We start from the raw sequence: 22,068 nt of genomic DNA, 5'->3' as shown, positions 1-22,068 counted from the left end.
GGAGCCCCGCCACGCGGCGAAGCCGCATGGCGGCGGCAGGGAGGGCCGGAGCCCGGGTCCGGGGTGGAGGGCAGAGCCCCCGGGCCGGGGGCTGGGGCGGAGCCCTGGGCCGGGGGCTGGGGCGGAGCCTCGGACCGGAGTCAGGGGCACAACCCCGGGCCGGGGGCTGGGGCGCAGCCCCGATCCGGAGCCCGGGGCACAACCCCGGGCCGGGGGCTGGGGCACAACCCCGATCCGGAGCCCGGGCCGCAGCCCCGATCCGGAGCCCGGGGCACAATCCCGATCCGGAGCCCGGGGCACAACCCCGATCCGGAGCCCGGGGCACAACCCCGATCCGGAGCCCGGGGCGCAGCCCCCGATCCGGGGGCTGGGGCGCAGCCCCAGTTTCGGGAAGGGGCGGGGAGGGGAACGGCGCGCCGCAGGCGGACTAGCCGCGGGCCGCGGCCACCGTGAACGCGCTCCTCACCGTCTGCGTCACCGCGTTGCCGCCCGCGTCGGTCCCGGTGACGCGCAGGGACGCGTCCCGGCCCGCCGCCGCGTCCGGAGTGGTCCAGTCCGCGCGGAACCGGCCCTTGCCGAGCGTGGTGATGGACGTCGCGGTCCACCGCTGGCCGTCGTCGAAGGACACCTCGACCCGCGCCTTGGTGACCGCGGGCGGGGCCACCACGCCCGGCACATGCCCGAAGCCGACGACGAGATGGCCGTCACCGGCCGGGCTCGTACCGTCCAGCCCGGCGTCCAGCCGGTAGTGCGGAACGACGACCGGCAGCGCCGAGCACTCGGCGGGCCCCTCGTACTCGCCCGCCTCCGACACACACGTCCAGTTGTCCGGCACGGTCTGGCCGCCCGAGTGCCCCGAGGCGAAGGTCCACTCGGTGTGCGTGGTCAGCGACTGGCGGAAGTCGCCGTTGGTCCTGGTCTGGTCGTACACCACCGTGTACGGGGCCTTCTCGGGCGGCACGGTCAGCACACCGCCGGGGACGCCGTCGCCCTCGTACAGGGTCGTGTCACCGGAGACCACCGCGAAGTGCGAGGAGGTGATGTCGGACGGGACCGCGAGGACGTGGTGTCCGGCGGAGTCCGTGACCGTGGCCGTGCCCAGGGAGAAGGTGAGGGCGTCGCCCTTGCGGCACGCCGAGCAGTACCACGTCCCGTCCGCGGCGGCGCCCCGCGCGGGCTCGGTGAAGCCCGGGACCAGCGGGCCGCGCAGCCAGTCGACCGTGGTGGTCCGGCCGGGCACGAGGGGCTGCTCCTGGGACACGAAGCGCCGCTCCCCCGCCTTGAGCCAGTCCGCGTAGGAGGCACCGGCGGAGCCCCCGACGTACTCGGTCCGCCGCGCCGGGGTCTTGAACGGCTCGGACAGCGCCTCGCCGCTGGTCTCGTACGGCAGGTACATCAGGCGTGCGACCTCTTGGGCGCGGCCGGGCGTATCGCTGTGGTAGTTGGTGCGCACCGTGGCCAGGTGGCGTCCGGTGACCTTGTAGTGCTGGTTCTTCGCGATCGTGCCGGCGGGGTTGGCCAGCTTCAGGTCGTAGGAATAGGGCGTGGCCGCGTCCGCCGGCGCCCTGCGGTGGGTGTACACGTTGAAGCGCAGGTCGCCGGTGGTGACGGGGCGGCCGGAGGGCTGCACCTGGACGGGCGAGCCGCCGGAGACGCCGACGCCGCCGTTGACCGCCACCGCGCCCTTCGCGTCCTGGCGCAGGTAGTGGAGGATCAGCTGGTGTTCCTCCGCGGGCCTCGGGGTCGAGAAGGTGACCCGCTCGGTCGCCTTGCGCAGATCGAGCACGGCCTCGGTGCCGGTGCCGCTGTCGGGGACGGTGAACTCGGCGGTGGCCATGCGTACACCGGCCGGCTCACCGGCGCTGTCGAAGGCCGGGGCGGAGACCATCGCGGTGTAGTGGCCCGCGGGGACCTCGACCCGCGTCTCGCCGTCGACGGCATCGAGGAACGGCTCCTGATAGAGGGCGGCGTCGTCGGCGTTGGCCAAGGCGAACGACGTGGTGCCCGGGAGGGGTTTGCCGTCCGTACCGAGCACGGTGACCTTCACCGTGTGGTCCGTCCGCACCGACGGGCGCGGAGTGTCCCGTAAGCCGTCGGTGGCGACCGCCGGTGCGACGGAGGTGACGCCGCCGAACAGCGGGCCCTCGCCCATGGATCCCTTCACCGCCTCGGCGCCGATCTGCCGCGCCAGCGCCGCGCCGAAGGCGGGGCCCGAGGGCGGCGCCGTGGCGCCCGCGGTGGCCTCGAGACGCACCGGGGTGGTGGTGACACCGGCCTCGGCGAGGGCGGAGACGTTGAACAGCGCGGGGTCCAGGGTGCGGCCCAGATACGGCAGCGCGGTCAGCGGAATGACGAAGACATCGTTGTCCAACCGCCGGGTGACATAGTCCGCCTCGGCACCCGGCCGCGGCGCCACGACGACGCTCCCGTCCGGGCGGAGCGTGACGCGCTCGCCGGTGACCAGGGTGACGGTGTGGGCCGTCGTCTCGGGTACGACCGGCACGGCGGACGCGTCCGTGGCGGCGCCTGACACCGGGGCGGGGGCGGCCAGGGCGCCGGGCGCGGGGCCGGCCGCCAGCCCGAGGGCGGCCAGGACACAGCCGGACACGAGGGCGCGGGTGCCGCGCGCTCCGGCACGGCGCACGGCGGTCTGTCCGATCCGTCGGTACCACATGAGGCGGATCCTTCCTTGACGGTGGATCAACATGACGGGGAGCAACCTGAAGGGGATGACGGCGGGGCGGAGTGACGGGGGATCAGTGGGCACTTTTACGCCCCACAGGTTCGCCACCGGAAGAGATCACTGCCAGGTACGCACCAAAGCTGGCCGAAAAGCGCCGCTTTGAGGCGTCAACCGAGCGTGCGGTAACCGAGCACGCGACGCGCGGCGCGGGGGCAGGGCCACCCCCGGTGCCGGAGCGGCCACAGTGAATTCGGCCCCCATCCCTGCGGAATTCACCGATCCGCCAAGGGAAAGGGAAATGATCTTTCCCCTTTCCCAGGCAGGAGGAGCCGGTGACCGCAGAAAGACCCCATGCGGAGGAGCCACGCTTAGCCATCCGTGGCCCCTCGCGACGCCTTCCCCTGCGGGGCCGCACCCTCCGTTCGCTCGTGACCGCGCTCGTCTTTCCCGTGGCCGGGCTGCTGGCGCTCACCGCGGGCGGGCATCTACTGCTCCCCTTCGACGGGGTCACCACACTCGAAGGCAAGATCGCCTCCAAGTCGGAGTTCTTCGAGGACGAGAAGGTCCAGCGCCTCCTGATGAAACACGGCATCAGGGTGCACATCACCCGCATGGGTTCCCGGGATATCGCCACCACCGGCTTCGACGGATACGACTTCGCCTTTCCGTCCGGCCGGCCCGCGGCCGACTTGATCAAGAACGACCGCAAGAGGAAGAACGCGTACGCGAAGGGGCACTCCGCCTTCGTCAGCCCCATCGTCCTCGCCACCTACCGCGAATACGCCGAAACCCTGCGGGACAACGGTCTCGCCACACCACGGCAGGGCGTCGGCGCGGACGGGAGCAGCACGCTCTACTACACCCTCAATATGAAGCGGTTCATCGAACTGAGCGCGGGCGGGAAGAAATGGAGCGATATCGGAATCAATAAATACCGGACGGAGAACGGCAACAGGATTCTGGCCCAGACGTCGAACGTCTGCGAGGCGAACCACGCCGGGACGTATCTGGGGCTGGTCGCCTTCGTCGAGAACGGCAACACCGTTCCGACGGACAACGCGGCGGCGGACCGCGTGGCCCGGAAGATCAAGCCGACGCTCGTATCCCAGGGGCTTCCCTCGGAGCAGATGTTCCAGACGTACGAGGTGCCCGAGGGAAAGGGCCTGGCCCCGATCGTGGTGGTCTATGAGCACCAGTACTTCGCCTACCAGATCCGGCAGCGGCAGCAGACCGGAAAGCCCGACTCGCAGCGGGTGCTGCTCTATCCCTCGACGCAGTTCCTGACCGAGCCCGAGTACATCGCGCTCACCCCCAAGGGCGACCGGCTCGGGGAACTGATCGAGAACGATGACCAGCTCCAGCGCCGGGCGATGGAACTGGGCTTCCGCGTCCTGGACTCCAGCGGCAAGGCGACCAGCACCGAGCTGTACCGGTTCCTGGAGGACCAGGGCATCCCGGCGCCCGCCTCGGCGGCCAATGACACCAAGGCGACGCTGCCGAGCCTGCCGCTGCTGGAACGGATGATCACCACCGTCGGCGAATGCCCGCCGCCGACGAGCACCCCCGGGACGACCTCATGAGGCGGCGTCCGCACCGCCGGGTGGTGCTCGCGCTCTGTCTGGCCCTGCTCACCACCGCCACCGCCACCGCCTGCGGCTCCGGTGACGAGGAGCCCACCACCCTGCGGGTGCTGGCGAGTTCGGAGCTGAGGGACATGGAGCCGCTGCTCGACGACCTCCGCCGGGACACGGGGGTGGACCTGGAGATGGAGTACCAGGCCACCGTGGACGCCGGAAACGGGCTGACCCCCGGTGAGTACCACCACGACCTCGCCTGGCTCTCCTCCGACCGCTACTTCCAGCTCCGGCTCAAGGAGTCCAAGGCCACCGCCAAACCACTCGCCACCACGACCATGCTCTCCCCCGTGGTCGTCGGCGTGAAGCCGGAGACGGCGAGGGCCCTGCGGGCCAGGGCCAAGGGCGGTCAGGTGTCCTGGGCGGACATCGCCGACGCCGCCGCCGCGGGCTCGGTGCGCTTCGGCATGGCCGATCCGAAACGCACCAACAGCGGCCTGTCCGCGCTCGTCGGCGTCGCGACCGCCGCGGCCGGGACCGGCAGCGCGCTGCGCGCCGAGGACATCTCCTGCGACCGGCTGCGCGGCTTCCGCACCGGGCAGAAGCTCACCGCGGACAGCAGCGCGGACCTGCGCGAGCAGTACATCGCCCACCAGGATCGGCTCGACGCCCTGATCACCTACGAATCGGAGCTGCTCTCGCTCAACGCCGGCGGCAAGCTCCACGAGAAGCTGGAGATCGTCTACCCGAAGGACGGCATGGTGCTGTCCGACTATCCGCTGCTCCTGCTCGACCCGCGCAAGCGCGAGGCGTACGACAAGGTGGCGGACTGGCTCAAGAGCCCGTCGACACAGAAGAAGATCATGGAACGCACGCTGCGCCGGCCGCTCGGCGCGGAGGTGCGCAGGGACCCCCGGCTGCGGGCGGACATCGGCAACGCGCTGTACTTCCCCAACCAGCGGGCGGTGGTGGACCAACTCGTCGAGGACTACGGCGATCCCCGGCTGCCCACCGCCCACCACGTGATCTTCCTCCTCGACTTCTCCACCTCGATGCGGGGCGCGCGGGTGGCCTCGCTGCGCTCGACGTTCGCCGGACTCAGCGGTGCCGACACCTCCGCCACGGGGAAGTTCGTGCGGTTCTACCAGGGCGAGAGGATCACCGTGATGCGCTTCGGCGGCAGGGTGCTCGCCGAGCGGGATGTCACCGTCGACGGGCGGCGGGACCTGGACTCCGTGAAGTCCTTCGTCGCGGCGGACGACTTCGACAACTCCACCGCCATCTGGTCCGCGCTCGACCACGCCTACCGGAAGGCGTCCGGCATCGCCGACGACCACCCCGGGCAGCCGATTTCCATCGTCCTCATGACCGATGGCGAGAACACCTCCGGCATCGGTCCGAAGGAGTTCCGGCGCCGGTACGCGGCACAGCCGGAGGCGGTCCGCGACGTCCCCACCTTCCCGCTCCGGTTCGGCGAGGCGGACACCGCGGAGCTGACCCGGGTGGCGCGTACGACCGGCGGGCGCATGGTGGACGCGGGCGCCCGCTCCCTTCCCGACGCCTTCAAGGAGATCCGTGGCTGTTGACAACGGGATGTGGTGGAGCGTCTGGTGGCCCTGGATGCTCGTGTGGACGGCGACCGCCGTGAGCCTGATCGCCGTCGTGGTCTGGCTGGCGGTCCGCCTGCAGCGATATCGCAGACGCTGCAGACCGAGCCCCGAGAAGCCGACCGAAGGCATCTGCCTCTACCTCCATGACCGCGCCATCATGAACCTGTACGAGATGGGCCGTTACGAGAAGGCGCTGGAGCGGGAGGTCGAGCAGCGGATCACCCGCACCACGGACGGATCGCTGCGGGCCCGGCTCTTCGGTGTGGGCGTCAGCGGCGGCAGGAACGTCAGCCGCGAGGAAATCAGCATGTACATCGAGAGCGCCCGGCCCATCACGGCGATCGGCCTCATCGTGGACACCCTGGAGCGGACCGACGCCATCGTCCACGGCGATCTCAGGACCGGCACCATCACCTGGAACCACGCCCTGGCCCGGGCGCTGGACACGGTCGACCGCCCCGGTCCGGGGGCCGCGGACAGCGTCCGGCTGCGCGACATCGAGGACTTCGTCTCCATACGGGGCCGGTTCCGCAAGGCCCGGCAGACCCCCGAGCGCACCGTCTTCCTCGCCCCGTACGGCGACCCGGAGGACCCGGCCGAGGGGCCGCAGGTCCGTGTCCTGTGCGCCACGGACGGGCTGCGCAACGACGACAGCCACGAGGGCACGTTCCCGGCGCGCTGCCTGGGCAAGGTGCGCGACTGGAACCCCGGGACCGGTGAGCTGACCATCGAGGCCATCGCGATCTTCAGCTGAAGCGCCGTGCCCCCCCCGGGGGGTGTTCGGCGCCCGCGGGATGTTCAGCGCCCGCTGGGGGCGTTCAGCCGAGCAGCAGGCTCCGGCGCCACAGGGGGCGCTGGAGCGCGGTGATCAGTCCGGCGTCGGTGAGGAAGGCGACCAGCCGCTCGCCCGCCCAGCGCATGGTCTGCCGGAAGTGCGGATTGGCGCGGGCCTCCCGGGCGGCGCGGCGCGGGTCGAGGCCCACGGCCCGGTAGATCGGGGCGTTGGTGTACGTGCTCATGGCCAGCATCGCGCACCAGGCGGTGAGCTGCCGGTGGACCTCCAGCACGGCGCCCGACCTGCCGCGCGTGGCGTCCAGGAGTTCGCAGTGGGCGAAGCGGATGTGCCGTGACTCCTCCATCACATGCAGGCGCGACACCTGCCGTACGAGGGGCTGCACCCGCTCGTCGCCCATGGCCTCCCGCTGGAAACGGTCGTAGACCTCCTCGATCAGCAGCGCGGCCGCGAACAGACTCGCGCCGCGCAGCTGCGGGAGCACCGCCCGGCCCAGGTGCCGGACGAGGGCGGGCGGCCGATAGACCGGGCAGCCCAGGGTGCCGAGGGCCCGGCCGAACATGGCGACGTGGCGCGTCTCGTCGGCCACCTCGCTCAGCGCGTAGTGGGTGCGTGGCGACGCCGGATCGCGGGCGGTCAGCTGGCCGGTGAGCATCTGCATCAAGGTCAGCTCGAACCAGGTGGCCATGCTGATCATGTTGGCCCACTCGCTGCGGGAGAGCGCGAGGCGCCGCTCCTCGCTCAGCCGGTGCCAGGTGGGGGTGGCGTACAGCGACATCCGCTCCGGCTGGAGATACCAGTGCCCGGGCTCGGGCGGGGCGTCCCAGTCGATGGCGAGGGCCGGATCGTAGGTGTGCTTGGCCGCGGTGCGCAGCAACCGTCCCGCCACCTCGGCCGGTGTCTGGCGTGGGGTGCCCGTGGGGGCGGGCGCGGAGCGGCCCCGCGGCTGTGGTTCCCTCACCGCGCACCGCCTGCCGTGACCGAGCGGTCCGGTCCGGCCTGGGCCGGGACGGGCAGCGGTCCTGCCGGTGCGGGGGACTCCGGGGCGGCGGCGGGCGATGCTGTTGCGGGGCCGGGGATGTCGGGGCCCGGTGGGGCGCCGGGCGGAGCCGTGACCTGCAGTCCCAGCCGGAGCTGCACGATCCTGGCGAACTCGGCGATGGTGCCGTTGCTGCGCAGCAGTTCCATGGGCGGGATGTCGAGTTCGTAGCGCTGGTTGAGCGAGACGAGCACCTGAGCGGCCATCAGCGAGTCCATGCCGTAGGAGTCCAGGCGCCGGTGGGGGTCGAGTGCCTCGTGGTCCATGTGCAGGACCTCCGCGAGCAGGCGGGTGAGCTGGTCCACGAGGTGGGCGAGGGCGGTCTCCTCGTCCATGAGGGAGAGCCGGCGCAGGAGTTCCTCGCGGGTGGCCTCCCCGTCCCCCACCTGGGGCGGTACGAGGTCGCCGAGGCGCGGGGCGCGCAGCAGGGGCAGCAGAACGGCGGCGCGCGACCAGTCCGTCCGGGAGACGCCCACCACCGCGGGGGCGTCCGGCCGGTCGTCGCCGAGCAGCCGCCGGCCGTGGTCGAGGGCGGTGTGCGGGGCCAGGGGCTCGATGCCCAGGCCGTGGAGGGAGTCGAGCAGGTCGTTGCGGGCCGCGTATCCGATCTCGCCGATGGCGCCCCAGGCGAGGGTGAGCGCCGCCTCGCCGTGTCGTCGGCGCAGCCGGGCCAGGCCCTCCAGGTAGAGATTGCCCGCCGTGTAGGCCGACTGCTTGAAGTTGCCCACCATGGCGGTCGTGGAGGAGTAGCACAGGAAGAAGTCCAGCGGACGCCCGCGGGTCAGGGTGTCCAGGACGTGGGCTCCGGCGATCTTGGGCCGCAGGACGGCGCTCATCCGCTCGGCGGTCAGCTCGGCGAGGGGTGCGTCGTCCAGTGCCATGGCCGCGTGGACCACACCGCGCAGCGGATGGCCGTTCTCGTCGATGTCCTTCAGCACCCGGCGCATCGCCTCCGCGTCGGCGGCGTCCGCGGCGTACGCGGTGACCCGAACCCCGTCCGGGGCGAGCGCGTCGCGCACGGCGGCGGCCTCCGGGCCGCAGGCCCCACTGCGGCTCACCAGCGCGAGATGCCGGGCGCCCAGCCCGGCGAGCCACTGTGCGGTGGCCGCGCCGAAGCCGCTGGTGCCGCCCGTGACCAGGTAGGAGGCATCGGGGTCGAGTTGGGGTGCGCGGGGCGTGGCGGACGTCCCACGCGCGAGCGGAGAGGCGGGCGAGGAGGCGGGTTCGACGGCGCAGGGCTCATCCAGCGGGTCGAACGTGACGACGACCTTGCCGATATGGCGTGAGTGGCGCATCAGCAGGAAGGCGTCCGCCACGCGGGCGGCGGGGAAGACGGTGTGCGGCAGCGGCTGGAACTCCGGGCCACTCTCCGGCGCCCGGCCGTCCCCCAGGGTCCGTCCCACGTCCTCCAGGAGGTCTCCCAGCAGCCGGGGGTCGCGCAGCACGGTGGTCAGATCCACGCCGTGGAAGGAGATATGGGAGCCGAACGGGCGCAGCGGCAGGGTCCGGTCCTCGTAGAAGTCGCGCTTGCCGAGTTCGATGAAGCGGCCGCCGGGGCGGAGCACCTCCAGGCCCCGCGCCAGGGCCTGTCCGGAGAGGGAGTTGAGGACGATGTCCACTCCCCTGCCGCCGGTCACGTCCATGACCTGGACGGTGAAGTCCAGCGAGCGCGAGTCGAGGACGTGTTCCACGCCGAGTGCGCGCAGCAGATCGCGTTTGGGCTCGCTGCCCGCCGTGGCGATGACGGTGGCGCCGTGCGCCCGTGCGTAGTGGAGGGCCGCGAGGCCGACGCCACCGGCCGCGCCGTGCACGAGCACGGTCTCCCCCGCCCGCATCCGGGCGGTGTACAGCAGGCTGTAGTGAACGGTGCAGAGGGCGACGGGCACGCCGGCGGCCTCCGCGAAGGTGGCCCCGCCGGGGATCGGCCACAGGTTGCGGGCCGGGCTGACCACGTGGGACGAGAGCGCCCCGGTCAGCAGCCCGACGACCCGGTCCCCGGGCGCGAAGCGGTCCACACCCGGCCCGCAGGCGGTGACCACGCCCGCGCATTCGAGTCCGAGGTTCTCCTCGCGTGGGCTGCCAGCCAGTGCCTCCGTCGGCAGCAGCCCGACCGTCTGCATGATGTCGCGGTAGTTCAGGGCGGCCGCGCGCACCTCGACGACCACCTCTCCGGGACCCGCGACCGGCGGGGGGATCTCCTGCCAGGCGAGGCGGTAGGAGAGGCCGGGCCGGCGCACCCGCAGGGCGAACGGCGGCGGGGCCGCGCCGTCGGCGAGGGGGACGGCGGGCGGCAGGGCCCGCTCGCGCGGGACGAAGCGATCGTGCGCGGTGAGCACGATCTCGTCCTCCTGCTCGGCGTTGCCGGGGGCGGCCTCGATGTCGAGCAGTTCGCGGACCAGCCGGGCGGCGTCCGCGGCCGGGTCGCCGCCCCGGCACAGGCTCAGGCGGCGCCCGCGCAGATCGGGTTCCTCGTTGGCCAGGCAGCGTGCCACGCCCCAGGCGGCGGCGTCGGTGGGGTGGGTGATCGGTCCGGGGGTGGCCTCGGCGCCGTGCGGCCGGGTGATGAGCCACAGCCGGACCCCGGCCGGTGAGCCGAGGGACCGGTGCGCCTCCGCGACGGCCCGCAGCGTCTGACCGGCGTGGGTGGCGCGGGCCACGGCCTCCTCGGCGTCGTCGGGTTCGGCGCCGCCCAGGATCAGGACGACGGTCGTCTCGCCGGTGCCGGACTCGGTCAGCGCCCGGCCCCACGCGGCGGCGTCGGTGTGGGCGTCGGTGAGAACGGTGTGCCCGGCGCCGTGTGCGGTCAGCGCCTCGGTGACGGCGTGGGGCAGCGGGTCGTCGGCCGTGTCGCCGCAGACGATGTACGCGGCGGAGGGGGCGGGCGGTGACGGTGCCGCGGCGGCGAGGGCGGGGCGCCACCGGCCGCGGCGAGGAAGACGGAGGCGTGGTCGCGTCCGGGCGGCTCGGTGTCGCCGGTACGGGCACAGGAGGTGAAGCCGCACCGGCGCAGGAGCGCGGGCCACTGCTCGCGGGTCAGCAGCGGGGAGCCGGGCCGCAGGCCGGTGTCGGTGCGCTGGTGGAAGCTGTCGAGGGCGCCGAAGACGGGGAGCAGGATCTCCGGCTCATGGCATTCGAAGGCCAGCAGGTGTCCGCCGGGCGCGAGGAGCGAGGCCACGCGGCCGAGCGCGGGCTCCAGGTCCTTGGCCGTGTGCAGCGCGTTGGCGGCGACGACGAGGTCGAAGCCCTGTGGGTGGTAGCCCTGTTCGGCGAGGTCCCGGTCCAGGTCGAAGGTGCCGTACTCGACGAAGTCGTAGTCGCCGAAGCGGTTGTGGGCGCGGGTCAGATAGGCCGGTGAGACATCGGTGTAGCGGTAGCGGGTGCGGTCGGCCGGCAGCAGGGGCAGCAGCGCCGCGGTCATGCCGCCGGTGCCGGCGCCGATCTCCAGGACGCGCAGCGCGCGGTCGGCGGGCCAGCGGGCGAGCAGGGCGCGGAGCAGGGCCTGGGCGAGGCGGTTGTGGAAGCGGGAGGTCGGCGCGGTGTCGTAGTACTGCTCCAGGAGATGGGCGACCGATTCGGCGCTGAGCAGCGCCAGGGCGCTCGCGCGGCCGGTGAGGACGTCCGCCAGGTGCCGGGTCAGATGTGTCGCCAGGGCGATCCGGTGCACATCCCCGGGGGCCCGGACGAGGGCCTCGCGGACCGGTGGCGGGGTGTGGCGGGCGTCGAGGGTCAGGCATCGGCCGCCGGGGGTCTCGGTGAGCAGGCCGCGGCGCAGCAGGAGGGGTTCGAGCAGGGCGATCAGGGGGCGGTGGCGCTCCTCCATTCCGGCCGCCACGAGGTCGTCGGCGGTGAACGGCGCGGCGGGGTCGGGCAGCAGCCGGGCCAGCGCGGCGGCGACCGAGCGCGCGGTCAGCTCCTCGTCATGACGCGAGGTCAGGTCGTAGCGGGCCTCGCGCCACCGCTCCCGTACGGCGTCCAGGCGCGGGGCGGCGTCCCGGAGGATGGCCTCGGGGGGCGGCAGGGGCGAGGGCGCGGCCGGGAGATGGGCGCGGGGAGCGGCCCGCGGAACGGTGTGATGGAGGGTGACGGGCGTGGTGCGGGCGATCGGGAACAGGCGCAGCCGGCACTCCTCCAGGCGTGCCGTGACGGTGCCGTCGGCGTCCGCGACCGTGATGTCCCAGCAGACCTCGCTGTCGGTGGCGTCGCGTTCGGTGACCCACATGATCCCGGTGGGCGACGGCGCCGACCACACCCGCACCGCGCCGATGGACGCGGGCAGATAGGCGCCCCGTTCCCGCAGCCGGTCGTGGAGGAGGGCGACACCGGTCTGGAGGGCTCCGTCGAGCAGCGCCGGATGCGCGGTGTACGGGGCGCCCGGGGCCTCGTGCCGGTAGGTGGCGACCGAGGTCCGCGCCCCCAGGCGCACCTCGTCCAGCGTCCGGAACGCGGGCCCGTAGACGAGCCCCACCTCGGCGCAGGCGGCGTAGTGTTCCTCGCCGCTGACGCGCGTCGCGCACCGGGCGCGCAGCCGCTCCGGGTCCACCGGCTCGGGCCGGGGGCTCAGCAGCGGGCGCACCCGGGCCCGCGCGTGCGCCCGGGGTTCCGGGCCGCGCTCGTCGGTGCTGGTGACCGTGGCGAGGGTGGTGTCGGGGTCGAGGCCGACCCGCAGCCGTACGGCGGAGGCGTCCGCCCAGGGCACCACGAGGCTGGCGCTGACGTCGAGGTGTGCCACCTCGACCGGCCGTCCGTGTACGGCGCGCCCCGCGGCGAGGAGCGCTTCGGCGTATCCGGTGGCCGGCATGACGACGGATCCGCCGAGCCGGTGGTCGGCGAGCCAGGGCACCAGGACGGGCTCGATCGCGCCCTCCCAACTGGGGACGGCGGTGGGCATGCGCTCGCCGAGCAGCGGGTGGACGATGACGCCGTCCCCGCTGGAGTTGGCCCAGGAGCGGGGGGTGCCGGACCAGTGGCGCTCGTACTGCCATGGGTACGCGGGGAGCCGGGTGACCCGGCCCGGCACCGGGAAGTGCCGGGTGAGATCGGCCGAGGCCCCGGCCGCGAGCGCTCCGGCCACCGCCGCGCCGAGGGCGGCGGGGCCGTCCGCACCGCGGCGCAGGGTGGGCAGAACGACAGTGCTGCCGGGCCCGGTGCCAGTGCCGGTCCCCATGCCGGTCCCGATGCCGGTCTTTCCGCGTCGGGACGCCACGCGCCACAGGTAGGCGCGCAGCACGGGATGGGGCCCGATCTCCAGGAGGATGCCGGCCCCGTCCGCGAGGGCGCGCCGCACCGCGTCCGCGAAGAGCACGGGGCGGCGCACGTTCTGCCACCAGTACGCCGCGTCCAGGTCGGTGCCGCGGGCACGGAAACCGGTGACGGTCGAGTAGAACGGCACCCGCACCGGCGACGGTGTCACGTCGACCAAGCGGGCGCGGAGTTCGTCCTCGGTGGGGTCCATATGGCGGCTGTGGAAGGCGTAGTCGAGGCCCAGGTCCCGGAAGAAGATGCCCTCGGCGGCGAGTTCCGCGCCGAGCAGCGCCAGCGCCTCGGCGTCACCGGCCACCGTGACGTCCTCGGCGCTGTTGACCCCAGCGATCTCCAGCTTCTCCCCGTACCCGGCAAGAGCCTTCGCGGCCCGGTCGGCCGACAGCCCGACGGCGGCCATCCGGCCACTGCCGGCCGTGGTCCCCTGCACCCGGCCACGTTCGGCGATCACCCGCGCCGCGTCCGGCAGGGACAGCGCCCCGCAGATGTGAGCGGCGGCCACCTCCCCGACGCTGTGGCCGACGACCATGGCGGGCTCGATCCCCCGGGCGCGCAGCACCGCGGTGATGCCCAACTGCACGACGAACAGGAGGGGCTGGGCGACCTCCGTCGCACCAAGGTCCGCCTCCCCGGCGGGCGCGGTGAGGCGATCGGCCACCGACCAGCCCAGCCGGGGCGCGAGCTCCGCGTCGGCCTCGCGCACCGCGCGACGAAAGACGGCATCGGCGGAGAAGAGGTCCGCCCCCATGCCCGCCCACTGCGAGCCGTTCCCACAGAACACGAAGGCGACACGCCCGCTCTCGGCGGCGGCACTCACCGCTCCGGGTGCAGCTTGCACCCGGGTGGGGGCGGCGGTCGAGGCGCTGGCGGGCGTGGCCGGTACGCCGGTGGGCGCGGTCGGTGTGCCGGTGGGCGCGACCGATTCTCCGTCGGGCGCGGTCGGCTTCACGGTCGGCGCGGCCGACTCCCCAGCGGGCGCGATCGGGTCCCCGGTGGACACCACCAGCTCCCCGCCGAGCGCGCCCAACTCGCCGCCGGGCGCAATCGACGCCCCGCCAGATGCGACCGACTCCGCGGCGTGCACGGACAACTCACCGCCGGGCGCGGCCGATTCTCCGGTGGGCGCGGTCGGCTCGCTCGTGGGCGCGGTCGGCTCGCTCGTGGGCGCGGTCGGCTCCGCGGCGAGCGCAGTCGACTCCCCAGTGGGTGCGGTCGACGCCCCGGCGTGCACGGCCAACTCCCCACCAGCTCCGCCGACACCCGGCCGCCCCGGCTCGGGCTCCGGCGCCGTCAAGGCGCGCAGCCCCCGCGCCGCCTCCCCCGGCGTGGTGGCCCAGACGACGGCGCGGTGTTCGTGGCGGCCGCGGCGGAGGTAGGAGGTGTGGGCCAAGTCGTAGAAGTCGTCGGGGGTCGTTTCGTCCAGGTGTGCGGCCGTGGCCTCGGCCGCCTCCGACAGGGCCTTGGCGGTGCGGGCCGAGACGAGCAGGGGCACCGGTGAGCGCGGGGGTCGCGGGCGGTCCGGCGGGGGCGGGGGTTCGGCCACGATGGCGTGGGCGTTGGCGCCGCCGAAGCCGAAGGAGTTCACCCCGGCGACGGCGCGCCCGCCGGTCGTGGCGGGGGCGAGGACCGTGGACCGGGTGGTGAGCCGCAGGCCGAGGCCCTCGAAATCGATGTCGGGGTGCGGCGGTTCGGCGTGGAGGGAGGCCGGTGCGGTGCGGTGTCGCAGTACCAGGAGGGCCTTGAGCAGACCGGCCATGCCGGACGCGGGCTCCAGATGGCCGAGGTTGGTCTTCACCGAGCCGAGCGGGAGGGCCCCGGAGATCCGGCGTACGCCGAGGGCCCGGCCGATGGCGAGGGCCTCCAGCGGGTCGCCGACCGGGGTGCCGGTGCCGTGCGCCTCGAAGTACACCAGCTCGTCGGGGTGCACCCGGGCGCGGTCGTAGACCTCGCGCAGCAGCCGCTCCTGCGCCTCGGGGCTGGGCAGCGCGAGCCCCATGGTCCTGCCGTCGCTGTTGCTGCCGGTGCCCAGGACGAGTCCGTGGATCCGGTCGCCGTCGGCCAGCGCGTCCGACAGCCGCTTCAGCAGGACCACGCCGCCGCCCTCGGCCCGGACGAACCCGTCCGCCTGCGCCGAGAAGGAGGCGCACCGGCCCCGCTGGGACAGCATCGACGCCTGGGAGAACCCCACGTAGTGGAACGGGCTGAGCAGCACATTGACCCCGCCGCAGACCGCGGCCCGGCCGCCGCCCTCCCACAGGGTGCGGCAGGCGCGGTCGAGGGCCACGAGGGAGGAGGAGCAGGCGGTGTCGATCGCCATGCTGGGACCGCGCAGATCGAAGGCGTGCGAGACCCGGTTGGCGGCGATCGACGAGGCGGCGCCCGACATGGTGTAGGCGCCCACCGTGCGCAGCGCGGACATCTGGAGCGCGCCGTAGGAGGCATCCGAGATGCCGACGAACACCGCGGTGTCCGAACCGGCCAGCGTGGCGGGGTCCACGGCGGCGTCGTCCAGCGCCTCGGCGGTCATCTCCAGCAGCAGCCGGTGCTGGGGGTCCATGTGGGCCGCTTCCTTGGGGGAGATCCCGAAGTAGGCGGCGTCGAATCCGGCCACGTCGTCGAGGAAACCCCCGGCCGCGGTGTACGACTTGCCCCGGCGCGGCACGGCGGGGTCGGTGAACAGGCGGGCGTCGAACCGGTCCGCGGGCACCTCCCCCACCAGGTCCCTGCCCTGCTCCAGGGCCTCCCAGAGCCCGTCCAGGTCCCGGATGCCACCGGGGAGCCGGCAGGCCGCCCCCACCACCGCGATCGGTTCGGCCTCGTCCTGACGCATACCGGGGCCTTTCTCCAGTCACTTCGCGACACCGGCGGGAAGCCCGCGTCACGCTCTCGGCAGCGACGCACACTAGGCCAGACGGACGACCGCCGAGGCCGTCTGTACACCCGTTGGAGGGAACGGCGGCGAAGTGCACTCGGTGAGGTGAACGGAGCCGGCTCGGGCCGCTTAGCCCATTCGGGTGATGTACGTCGACGGGGCCCGTACAGAGCGTGCGTACGGCGGGGTGGGCGGCGCGGCGGGGTGCGGTCGGTGTGGTGTCCTCGGCACGCGCCCCGGCGCGGTCACCGGCGCGGTCCCGGCGCGGTGGGAACCGCCACCGCATCGCGTGCCCCCTCGGATCCGCTGCCGGATCGCGCCGCCGGATCGCACAGCCCCTCACCCGCCCTTCGACGTCTGGAGCCCGCCATGGCCGTACTCTTCACCGGCGCGACCGGTTTCCTCGGCAGCCGCATCCTGCGCCACCTGCTCGCCGAGGACGGCGGCGACCGGCCCGTCACCGTGCTCGGCCGGGGCGGGGAAGGGAGTCTGCGGGCACGCGTCGAGACGGCCCTCGACGGGCTCGACGGCCTGGCGGGCGCCGCGACGCCGCGCGGGCGCCTGCGGTACGTGTCCGCCGACCTCACCCTGCCCGGCCTCGGCCTCACCGACGGCGAGCGCCGCGCCCTCACCGACGCGTGCTCGGTGGTCTGGCACTGTGCCGCGCAGCTCGCGCTGCACGACGACCCGGTGCCGCTGTTCAAGGCGAACGTCCTGGGCACCCGGCGCGTCCTCGACCTGGCCACCGAGGCGGCCGGGGCGCGGGTGGTCCATCTGAGCACCGCGTACGTCGCCGGGGGACGCGCCGAGGGGCACATCCGCGAGGACGACCTGGACGGCGGCCACGGCTTCCTGACGCCGTACGAGGAGAGCAAGTACACCGCCGAACGCGCGGTGCACGCCTGGAGCACCCGCACCGGCCGGGGCGCCACGATCCTGCGGCCGTCGCTGCTCGTCTCCGACCGGCCCGTCCACGGCAGCGGGCAGCGCCAGCCGCTGGCGGTGCTGGCGTTCCTCATCCACGAGGCGCTGCGCCGCAGGGCCGAGGACGATCCGGCGCTCGCCTCGCTCCTCGACGGGGGCGACGCCCACGGCAGCGGTCTGCGGGTGCGGGTCCGCGCGGGGAGCGGCGGGGCGCTGAACCTGGTCCCGGTGGAATACGCGGCCCATGCGGCGGTGTGCGCCGCGCGGGCGGCGGCCCGCCCCGGCGCCCCGGCGGGGGTGCGCACGGTGCATCTGACCCATCCGCACAACACACCCTTCGCGACGGCCGTGAAGGTCCTGGAGCGGCTGTACCCGGGGCTGACCCTGGACCTCGTGGACGACCTGGACGATCCGGACCCTTACGAGTCGTTGTTCGCACACCACTTGGCCTCGCTGCTGGTCTTCACCGCGCAACGCCGGACGTACGACCGGAGCAACCTGCTGCACGACACCGCGGGCCTGCCCGACCCGAAGCCCCTGGACGCCGCCTACCTCGCCGACGCGGCCGGAGAGGCGGTGGCATCCGCCCCGGCCGCCTGAACGCTCCCCCACGGCCCCGCCGTGGCCAGCGCCCGCAACTCCCCCAGCCAGGCGGCCGCGAACGACTCGGCGGCCGGGCGCGGCTCGGTGGTGGTGAAGCCGGCCACGGCCCGGCCCTGGGCGGTGGCCAGCACGGTGGACAGGCGGTGTCCGGCCGGGAGGAAGTTCAGCGGCAGTATGTGCAGGACCCGCCGCCCGGCCACCACCAGCGGGGACGAGGGGCCCCGCACATTGCTGGCGAGCAGGGTGGCGCGGCCCGGGTCGAAGTACCGCTCGAAACACCATCCCCCGGCCACGGCGGGGACGGACCGGAACACCGCGCGCACCAGCGGATGGCGCAGGGCGCGGGCGCGACCCGCCGTGCGGGCGGCGACGAGGGCGAGGCGGCGTCCGGCGTCGGGCTCCGCCACGGGGAGCGGGATCCGGAGCGGGATATGGCGGTTGCGCAGCACGGCCGCGTCCCCGGGCCCCCGGACGTTCACCGGGACCATGGCGCGCATCTGCCCCTCGGTGCCGTGGAGTTGGGGCTGGGCGCGCAGCGCGCCGCTCAGCGCGGCCAGGTATACGTCGTTGACGGTCGTGCCGTGGCGGCGGGCGATGTCGCGCAGCAGGTCGAGGTCCGTCTCCGCGCAGGCGTAGGAGAGGGTGGCGGGCGGGCCACCGACGGCTTCCGCCGTGCTCCCCCGGCGCCGCTCCAGCAGGGGCGTCCCGCACAGCCAGGCCGCGCGCAGCGGATCGGTGACGGCACGGTGCAGGGCGCCGCGTGCCCGCCAGGGTTCGGCCCGCGCGGGGGACACCGTGGCGGCGCCCGGGCCAAGGGCGCCGGGTCCGTGAGCTCCCGGGACATGAACGCCCGGGCCAAGGGCGCCCGGGCCAAGGGCGCCCGTCCAGGCGGCCAGTACGCCGACCACTCCCGCCCCGTCGAGCAGCCGATGGTCCGCCCGCCACACCAGGGCGGACGTGCCGCCGGGCAGCCCCGCCACCGTGGAGCAGGACCAGCGGTGCGGCTCCAGCGGGCTGGCCAGCGCCTCATGCGCCACGTCGGACAGCCCCCGCTCCAAAGCGGCCTCGGCGTTCCCGTCCGCGCCACTCCACGGCCCGCCGTCGAAGGGCCCGGTGCCCAGCAGTTCCGCCACCGGCCGCAGCGAGTCGGCGAGTTGGCACCGGTCGGGAGGCGGGCCCTCCAGCTCCAGCACCACGCCGATGGTCAGTCCGGTGCCGGGGTGCGCCTTCCCGTACGCCACGAGAGCCGCGTCCGGAAACGGCAGTTTCCCCGTCGGCTTCCCGGTCGCCTTCCCCGTCGGTTTCCCGCGCTTCCCCGTCATCCTCCACCACCCCTCCGCCGGTGCCATCGACCGGCAGCCGGAACAACGCCCGGGCGGCGTCCACGTCACCGTCCGGGGCCGCCGCGTCAGCGGTCGGCGGGCGTCTTCACGACAACGGGTACACCTTGGTGACCGTGCGGGTGAATCACCCGCACGGACCAACGGCCACGCCTCCTCCGGCCGCCATCATCGGACGGATCAATCATCGGAAGCGGCCACCCCTTTGTGTGGCCCGACCTGGGAGAAGTGCGTGACTTCAGCGAACGGGCGCAGGCGCGCCCTCGTCCATACGGCGGCCCTGGGGCTGCTGGCGGCCTCGGCGACCGCCGTGGCCTTACTGGGGCAGCAGCCCCCGGCCCGCGCGGCCGCCGAAGCGCCGGCCGTACCCCTGCCGTTGACCTGCAAGGGCACGGCCACGGTGGAGCCCACCAACCCCGACCTGGTGCTCGTACGCGACCAGAGCGGCGTCGCGGGCTACCGGGCCACCATCACCGGAAACTGCCTCGGCTCCGCCGTGGTCTCCAAGGTGCGGGTCACCCTGGAGGGCATGGCCGAGGGCACCTGCGCCGCGGCCGTCGGCACCGGCACGGGCACGGCGGAGTGGATCGGGCCGGGCGGTGCGCGGGTCGGCACCAGCACCGGTGGCGGCAAGCTCCGCTTCACCAACGACGCCGACGGCGACGTCACCTTCAGGGCCGAGAACGTGCAGATCGCCCGGGGCCTCTTCGCGGGCTCCGCGGGCGTCGACATCACGGTGAACGACCGCGGTGTGGGCCGGGACTGCTGGACGCAGGGCAGGCTGGCCGGCGGCTCGGGCAGCGGCTCAGCGCGGCTGACGTTCGGCTGACGCCTCGGCGGGGGCCGGAAGCCGTGCCGCGTGTTCCGGGGCGGCCTCCGGTCGCCCGCCCTTGCCGGTACGCCATTTCCGCCCGCCCTTGCCCGAGCGGGATTTCCCGGCCGTGCCGGAACTCCGGGAGAGGCGGGGCCACCACCAGTTCGCCGCGCCGAGCAGCCGCATGACGGCGGGTACCAGCACCGCCCGTACGAGCACCGCGTCGATCAGCACCGCCAGGAAGACACCGACGCAGATCTCCTTCACCATGACCACACTGCTGGTCGCGAAGCAGGCCGTCACCACCAGAACGGCCGCCGCCGCGGCGCTGATCACCCGCCCCGAGCGCTCGATCCCCACCGCCACCGACTCCCGGTCGTCCCCGAGCAGGCGGTACTGCTCACGGATGCGCAGCAGCAGGAACAGCTCGTAGTCCATGGACACCGCGATGAGGAGGAACAGCATGACGATGGGGGCCAGCGCGTCCACGTAACCCGTCGGTTCGGCGCCGAGCAGCCTGCTGGCGTGTCCGTCCTGGAAGATCCAGGTGAGGGCGCCGAAGGAGGCGCCGATGGACAGGCCGTTCATCACCAGCGCCTTGAGGGGAAGCACAAGCGAGCGCAGGGCGACGGTGAGCAGCACGAAGCTCGTGATCACCATGAAGGCGAGCACCCGGGGCAGCAGCCGGTAGAAGGTGTCCATGGTGTCCACGGCGAGGGCCGACGCGCCGCCCACCAGCACACCGCTGCCGCCGGGTACGGGCAGCGCGCGCACGGCCCGTACCAGTGACTTCGCCGAGGCACTCTCCACCCGCTGGTCCTGGCCGACGTAGATGACGGCCTTGTTCCCGGTGGTCCCGGCCACCAGCACCCCCGGGCACCGGGGAGTTCGGAGACGTTCCGCGTCCAGGTGAGCAGGTCGGCGTGGCCCCGGCCGCGGTCCACGGGGTGGTCGAAGGTGGCGATGGCCTGCAGGGTGCCGAGGCCGGAGACGGCGAAGTCGTGTTCCATGCGTTCGGCCGCCACCCGGGCCGGTGCCCCGGCGGGCAGCATCCGCTGGTCGGGGAAGCCGATGACGGTGTGCAGGAAGGGCACCGCGAGGGCGAGCAGCAGCGCGGAGACGGCGCAGGTGTAGGCGATGGGCTTCTGCATCACCGCACGGGCCACACGGCCCCACAGCACGCCGTCCCGGCGGCCGCCCTGGCGCCGCAGCCAAGCCGGTGAGAGCGCGTCCACGCGCTCGCCCAGGCAGAACAGCAGCGCGGGCAGCACCGTCACCGTCACCAGGGCCCCCACCAGCAGCCCGGCCGCCGCGCCGATGCCCAGCGCGCGGACGAACCCGAGCGGGAAGAAGGCCAGGCCCACGGCGATGAAGGTCATGACGACGCCGGAGAGCGCCACCGTCCGCCCGGCGGTGTCGACGGTGATGGCGACGGCCTCCGCCGGGGTGCGTCCCGCCCGCAGCTCCTCCCGGAATCTGCTGACGATGAGCAGACCGGCGTCGACACCCGCGGCGAGGCCGATGGCCACCACGAGGTTGACCGTCACATACGGGACCTCGATGACATCGGCCACGGCGCGCAGCGCGGCGAGGGCCGCGGCCGTCGCCAGGACTCCGGTGACCACCGGCAGCAGTGCGGCGACCACGCCCCGGAAGACGAACACCATCAGCAGCATCATCAGCGGCAGCACCATCAACTCGGTGCGCACCAGGTCGCGTTGGGACCGTTGGACGATCTCCGAGATGATCGCGCTCGGCCCGGTCCAGGTGACCTCGAAACCCGGTGCGCGCAGGGCGTCCCGCAGCGCCAGATAGCTCTGGGTGCGGCCGGTCTCCCCGTCGCCCTTCAGCAGGATGGGCACCACGGTCGCGTGCTGGTCGAGGGAGACCAGCAGCGGATTGGCCGAGGACCAGGCCGTCGTCGCCCGGTCCACCGTGCCCTTGGGCGCCCGGCGCAGCGCGTCCTCCACCGCCTCCCGGAAGGCGGGCCGGGAGGCGGCCAGCTCCTTGCTGCGGAAGGTCACCAGGACATCCGCGCCGCCCTCCCCCACCTCGGTCCGGATCGCGTCCGCCGCCCGGGTCGCCTCGGCGGCCGGTGCCATGAAGCCGCCGTAGCTGAGCCGCCCGGAGAGCCCGGAACACGCCCAGCAGGAGACCACCAGCACCAGCACCGCCCCCGCGAGCACCCAGACCCTGCGCGCGACGTCGAAACGCCCCAGCCGGACGAACATGCCACCCTCCCTGGCTCACCGCGCCGGCGCCCACGGTGGGACGGCCCGCGCAGGACGCCCAACGAACGACACTCCTCCAGGTCACCCAGGTGTACGGAGAAGCCCCGCAATGCCCCGCTATCGGGGGTAGCGGCCGGATTTTCCGGGTGCGCCCTTACACAACGGAAACTGTCGTTTACCGGACCGGGTTCGCAAAGGGCTTTTCTCAGGGCCTCTCACCGCAATGGCCTTTGACGCCCCAAAACGCCGGAGAGGGCCCCGGAATACCGCTCCGAGCAGTCACTTGACCGTTACCGACCCCCTGAAACAACCTTCTGCCGAGATTT

General features: G+C 73.7%; 12 protein-coding genes. 5 read left to right on the top strand and 7 right to left on the bottom strand.

All coding sequences use genetic code 11. The features are described from left to right. Positions 1–427 precede the first annotated feature (427 nt). Positions 428–2,674, bottom strand: a complete 2,247-nt coding sequence (locus BLV72_RS31270; RefSeq protein WP_093466457.1) for a hypothetical protein — start codon at positions 2,672–2,674, stop codon at positions 428–430. Positions 2,675–3,111: 437 nt separating this feature from the next. Here BLV72_RS31270 and BLV72_RS31265 point away from each other — a divergent pair, with 437 nt between their 5' ends. Genes BLV72_RS31265 through BLV72_RS31255 form a run of 3 tightly spaced genes read left to right on the top strand, consistent with a single transcriptional unit; the run spans position 3,112 to position 6,621 of the window. Continuing rightward, complete coding sequence (locus BLV72_RS31265) at positions 3,112–4,263, top strand: hypothetical protein (RefSeq protein ID WP_093466455.1); 1,152 nt, start codon at positions 3,112–3,114, stop codon at positions 4,261–4,263. After that, positions 4,224–5,843, top strand: a complete 1,620-nt coding sequence (locus BLV72_RS31260; protein ID WP_244321103.1) for a substrate-binding and vWA domain-containing protein — start codon at positions 4,224–4,226, stop codon at positions 5,841–5,843. Before BLV72_RS31265 ends, BLV72_RS31260 begins: the two co-directional genes overlap by 40 nt. Beyond that, positions 5,833–6,621, top strand: a complete 789-nt coding sequence (locus BLV72_RS31255; RefSeq protein ID WP_244321102.1) for a hypothetical protein — start codon at positions 5,833–5,835, stop codon at positions 6,619–6,621. Before BLV72_RS31260 ends, BLV72_RS31255 begins: the two co-directional genes overlap by 11 nt. Positions 6,622–6,685: 64 nt before the next feature. Here BLV72_RS31255 and BLV72_RS31250 read toward each other — a convergent pair whose 3' ends face one another. The 3 genes from BLV72_RS31250 to BLV72_RS31240 all read right to left on the bottom strand — a co-directional run bounded on the left by BLV72_RS31250 (position 6,686) and on the right by BLV72_RS31240 (position 15,788). After that, a complete protein-coding gene (locus tag BLV72_RS31250) occupies positions 6,686–7,621 on the bottom strand; it encodes an AurF N-oxygenase family protein (protein ID WP_208905784.1) in 936 nt (311 codons plus the stop codon). Next, entirely contained in the window at positions 7,618–9,819 is a 2,202-nt protein-coding gene (locus BLV72_RS50260; RefSeq protein WP_244321458.1) for an SDR family NAD(P)-dependent oxidoreductase, read from the bottom strand. Before BLV72_RS50260 ends, BLV72_RS31250 begins: the two co-directional genes overlap by 4 nt. Before the next feature lie 683 nt (positions 9,820–10,502). Further along, on the bottom strand, positions 10,503–15,788 hold the full coding sequence (locus BLV72_RS31240; RefSeq protein ID WP_093466451.1) for a type I polyketide synthase: 5,286 nt from the start codon (positions 15,786–15,788) through the stop codon (positions 10,503–10,505). A gap of 411 nt (positions 15,789–16,199) precedes the next feature. Here BLV72_RS31240 and BLV72_RS31235 point away from each other — a divergent pair, with 411 nt between their 5' ends. Continuing rightward, a complete protein-coding gene (locus tag BLV72_RS31235; protein WP_093466449.1) occupies positions 16,200–17,354 on the top strand; it encodes an SDR family oxidoreductase in 1,155 nt (384 codons plus the stop codon). Here the strand turns inward: BLV72_RS31235 and BLV72_RS31230 are convergent. Beyond that, the gene (locus tag BLV72_RS31230; protein ID WP_167746427.1) at positions 17,303–18,679 is read right to left on the bottom strand and encodes a WS/DGAT domain-containing protein; all 1,377 of its coding nucleotides are present in this window, start codon (positions 18,677–18,679) and stop codon (positions 17,303–17,305) included. The genes BLV72_RS31235 and BLV72_RS31230 overlap by 52 nt on opposite strands. A gap of 250 nt (positions 18,680–18,929) precedes the next feature. Between BLV72_RS31230 and BLV72_RS31225 the strand changes: the two genes are divergently transcribed. Continuing rightward, complete coding sequence (locus BLV72_RS31225) at positions 18,930–19,526, top strand: hypothetical protein (protein WP_093466446.1); 597 nt, start codon at positions 18,930–18,932, stop codon at positions 19,524–19,526. On the opposite strand, the gene BLV72_RS48150 is transcribed toward BLV72_RS31225, so the two are convergent. Further along, positions 19,503–20,276: an MMPL family transporter gene (locus BLV72_RS48150; RefSeq protein ID WP_244321457.1), complete on the bottom strand. Its 774-nt coding sequence runs from the start codon at positions 20,274–20,276 to the stop codon at positions 19,503–19,505. The two genes, BLV72_RS31225 and BLV72_RS48150, sit on opposite strands and share 24 nt — an antisense overlap. Next, on the bottom strand, positions 20,165–21,742 hold the full coding sequence (locus BLV72_RS31215) for an MMPL family transporter (RefSeq protein ID WP_093466445.1): 1,578 nt from the start codon (positions 21,740–21,742) through the stop codon (positions 20,165–20,167). The genes BLV72_RS48150 and BLV72_RS31215 overlap by 112 nt, the downstream gene beginning before the upstream one ends. Positions 21,743–22,068 lie beyond the last annotated feature (326 nt).

It is taken from the genome of Streptomyces melanosporofaciens (assembly GCF_900105695.1).
GTDB classification, from domain to species: Bacteria; Actinomycetota; Actinomycetes; order Streptomycetales; family Streptomycetaceae; genus Streptomyces; species Streptomyces antimycoticus.
This window is presented reverse-complemented; position numbering and strand designations above follow the sequence as displayed.

What these genes read in the sequence shown, in the direction of transcription:
- BLV72_RS31270 (WP_093466457.1), bottom strand. Translation starts at nt 2,674, where the DNA reads ATGTGGTACCGACGGATCGGACAGACCGCCGTGCGCCGTGCCGGAGCG.
- BLV72_RS31260 (WP_244321103.1), top strand. Translation starts at nt 4,224, where the DNA reads ATGCCCGCCGCCGACGAGCACCCCCGGGACGACCTCATGAGGCGGCGT.
- BLV72_RS50260 (WP_244321458.1), bottom strand. Translation starts at nt 9,819, where the DNA reads ATGCAGACGGTCGGGCTGCTGCCGACGGAGGCACTGGCTGGCAGCCCA.
- BLV72_RS31240 (WP_093466451.1), bottom strand. Translation starts at nt 15,788, where the DNA reads ATGCGTCAGGACGAGGCCGAACCGATCGCGGTGGTGGGGGCGGCCTGC.
- BLV72_RS31235 (WP_093466449.1), top strand. Translation starts at nt 16,200, where the DNA reads ATGGCCGTACTCTTCACCGGCGCGACCGGTTTCCTCGGCAGCCGCATC.
- BLV72_RS31230 (WP_167746427.1), bottom strand. Translation starts at nt 18,679, where the DNA reads ATGACGGGGAAGCGCGGGAAACCGACGGGGAAGGCGACCGGGAAGCCG.
- BLV72_RS31215 (WP_093466445.1), bottom strand. Translation starts at nt 21,742, where the DNA reads ATGTTCGTCCGGCTGGGGCGTTTCGACGTCGCGCGCAGGGTCTGGGTG.